Below are 2,747 nucleotides of genomic sequence, written 5' to 3' on the forward strand. Positions count from 1 at the left end.
AAGATCGCGTACGACGACGTCGAGGTCGGCACCGAGCTGCCGGCCCAGACCTTCCCCGTGACCCGTTCACGCTGCTGGCGGTGCTGCTCCTCGGCGCCGCGCTGGCCGCGCTCCTGGTGCCGGCGCGCCTCGGCCTTCCGGTGCCCGGCACCACCATCCGCATCGCCGACGACGGCGAGGTGCTCATCAAGGGCGGGGTCGTCTTCGGCGCGTACTGGAACAACCCGGCGGCCACCGACGCCGTACTGAAGGACGACTGGTTCGCGACCGGCGACCTCGGCGCCCTCGACGAGGACGGCTACCTCACCATCACCGGCCGCAAGAAGGACATCCTCGTCACCAACGGCGGCAAGAACGTCTCCCCGGCCGTCCTGGAGGACCGCCTGCGCAGCCGCGCCCCGGTCGGCCAGTGCCTGGTCGTCGGCGACAACCGCCCTTACGTGGCCGCCCTGATCACCCTCGACCCCGAGGCCCTCGCCCACTGGCTCTCGGTCCGCAAACTCCCCGCCGACACCCCGCTCGCCGACCTCGTCGAGGACCCACGCCTGCGCGCCGACGTCCAGAAAGCCGTCGACCACGCCAACGAAGCCGTCTCCCGCGCCGAGTCGATCCGCGCGTTCGCCCTGATCGAGGGCGAGTTCACCGAGGACAACGGCCTGCTCACCCCGTCCCTGAAACTCAAGCGCCACGTGGTGACGGCGGCCTACGCGGAGGACATCGAGGCCCTGTACGCGAAGCCGAAACAGACATAACGAGAAGCGGGCCGCCGAAGTGCTCGGCGGCCCGCTCTCGTGGTGCGTGGTGCTGAGGTCAGCTGCCCACGGCGCCGTTGCCCGACAGGACCGGGATGTTGTCCAGGATGTGCGACAGCGGCTCGTCGCCCTTGGCCTGGGTGGAGTTCTCGGTGCACTGCTGGTTCTGCGGGGCCGAGAGGATCGGCACGTCCTGGAGGACGGTGACCGGCACGACGCCGACGATCGAGGCCAGGTTCGCCTTGACCGGCAGGCCGACACAGGGCTTGTTCAGGGTGCCCTGGACGAGGGAGAGCTGGGGGCTCATGTCGCCCTTGGTCTCCTGGTTGCCGTACTTCTGCACGGCGCCGTTGCCCTGGGTGGTGGTGACGCCGTCGTCGTTGCCGATCGCCATCGCCGGGGTGGCGACAGCGGCGGTGGCACCGGCGAGGGAGGCGGCAACAGCCGCGGTCGCCCACAGCTTCTTCATGTTCAAACCCTTTCGGAGGACGGACTCCCGTTGCGGAGCCGCGCGATGATCAACTGAGTGATGACTGGTTCGGTTGCGGCCTTTGCCCTGAATGGAGCAATAAGTCGGCTCGCGTGTAAGCAAGTTGGCTTCCTCGCCCGGGGACGCGGTGGATGATCCGCGGCGGGTCGCTCGGCAGGGGCTGCTGTCCGCGGGGGACCGGCGGACGGGCCGCGCGCAGCTTCCCGAACTCCTCGGCCGCCTTCCGCGCGTCCCGGCGAGGCAGACCAACGGGCCGCCGAGAGATCGGCGGCCCGCTGTGCACGTCCGCGAGGTCAGCTGCCGGCGGAGCCGTTGCCCGACAGGACCGGGATGTTGTCCAGGATGTGCGACAGCGGCTCGTCGCCCTTCGCCTGGGTCGAGTTCTCGGTGCACTGCTGGTTCTGCGGCGCGGAGAGGATCGGCACGTCCTGCGCGACGGTGACCGGCACGAGGCCGACCAGCGAGGCCAGGTTCGCCTTGGCGGGCAGGCCGATGCAGGGCTTGTTCAGCGAACCCTGGATGAGCGCCATCTGCGGGCTCATGTTGCCGTACGTGGCCTGGTTGCCGTAGACCTGCTCGGCGCCGTTGCCGTTCGTCGTGGTGACGCCGTTGTCGTTACCGATCGCCATCGCCGGGGCGGCGACGGCAGCCGAGGCTCCGACGACGGAAGCGGCGACAGCCGCAGCAGCCATAACCTTCTTGATCACTTGCGTGGTCCCTTCTGGAGTAACCCCGTCCACCGGAGCGACCTGAACAACTGGCGCCGGGCCGCATGGTTGCTCCGATTCACTCCAATGGCCCAGATGAATCCAACCGGGTGAAGCCACGCAACCAATCCGGCCGACCTCTGTTGATGGGGGAGCAGGAATTGTGTCTCTGCCAGGAAAGGACCGCAGAAATGCTCAAGAAGGCAATGGCTGCGACGGCTGTCGCGGCTTCCGTCGTCGGCGTCTCGGCGACGGCCGCCCCGCAGGCGCTGGCCATCGGCAACGACAACGGCGTCACCACGGTCAACGGGAACGGTGCCGAGCAGGCCTATGGCAACGCCAAGACGGCCGGCGACATGAGCCCCCAGCTCGGGCTCGCCCAGGGCGACCTGAACAAGCTCTGTGTCGGTCTGCCGGCCAAGGTCAACGCGGCCTCGATCGTCGGCGTGCTGGTGCCGGTCACCGTCCTCCAGGACGTGCCGGTCCTCTCGGCCCCGCAGAACCAGCAGTGCGCCGAGAACTCCACCCAGGCCAAGGGTGACGAGCCGCTGTCGCACATCGCGGACAATATCCCGGTGCTGTCGGGCAACGGCGCCATCGGCAGCTGACCGTACGTCAATAAAACGGCCGGGCCGCGTTCTCCAGCAGGGAGACCTTCTGCTTGTCGGGGCCGTCGGCCGCGACGCGCAGGGTGTGGGTGCCGGTGGCCAGCTCGGTGAGCTTGGTGGTCGGGTCGGCGGAGGGAACGGCTGGTGTCCGGTGGCCATGACCCCGACGGGTATGTCACGCGCGGCGGCG

Annotated in this window: 3 protein-coding genes and 1 pseudogene; 2 read left to right on the forward strand and 2 right to left on the reverse strand. The window is 69.0% G+C overall.

All coding sequences use genetic code 11. The features are described 5' to 3' along the window. Positions 1 to 752: pseudogene (locus ACNFOC_RS52915) on the forward strand (hypothetical protein); the annotation flags it as partial. A gap of 58 nt (positions 753 to 810) precedes the next feature. Here the strand turns inward: ACNFOC_RS52915 and ACNFOC_RS52920 are convergent. Together ACNFOC_RS52920 and ACNFOC_RS52925 are read right to left on the reverse strand one after the other, a co-directional pair. Then, positions 811 to 1,221, reverse strand: a complete 411-nt coding sequence (locus tag ACNFOC_RS52920) for a rodlin (protein ID WP_200711930.1) — start codon at positions 1,219 to 1,221, stop codon at positions 811 to 813. A 314-nt stretch (positions 1,222 to 1,535) separates the two neighbouring features. After that, positions 1,536 to 1,949 (reverse strand): rodlin, encoded by a 414-nt coding sequence (locus ACNFOC_RS52925; protein ID WP_200711929.1) that lies wholly within the window; start codon positions 1,947 to 1,949, stop codon positions 1,536 to 1,538. Between the two features lie 191 nt (positions 1,950 to 2,140). Between ACNFOC_RS52925 and ACNFOC_RS52930 the strand changes: the two genes are divergently transcribed. Next, positions 2,141 to 2,557, forward strand: coding sequence for a rodlin (locus ACNFOC_RS52930; RefSeq protein WP_019056497.1), 417 nt, complete (start codon positions 2,141 to 2,143; stop codon positions 2,555 to 2,557). Positions 2,558 to 2,747 lie beyond the last annotated feature (190 nt).

This window comes from Streptomyces colwelliae, from assembly GCF_048158785.1.
Classification (GTDB): Bacteria; Actinomycetota; Actinomycetes; order Streptomycetales; family Streptomycetaceae; genus Streptomyces.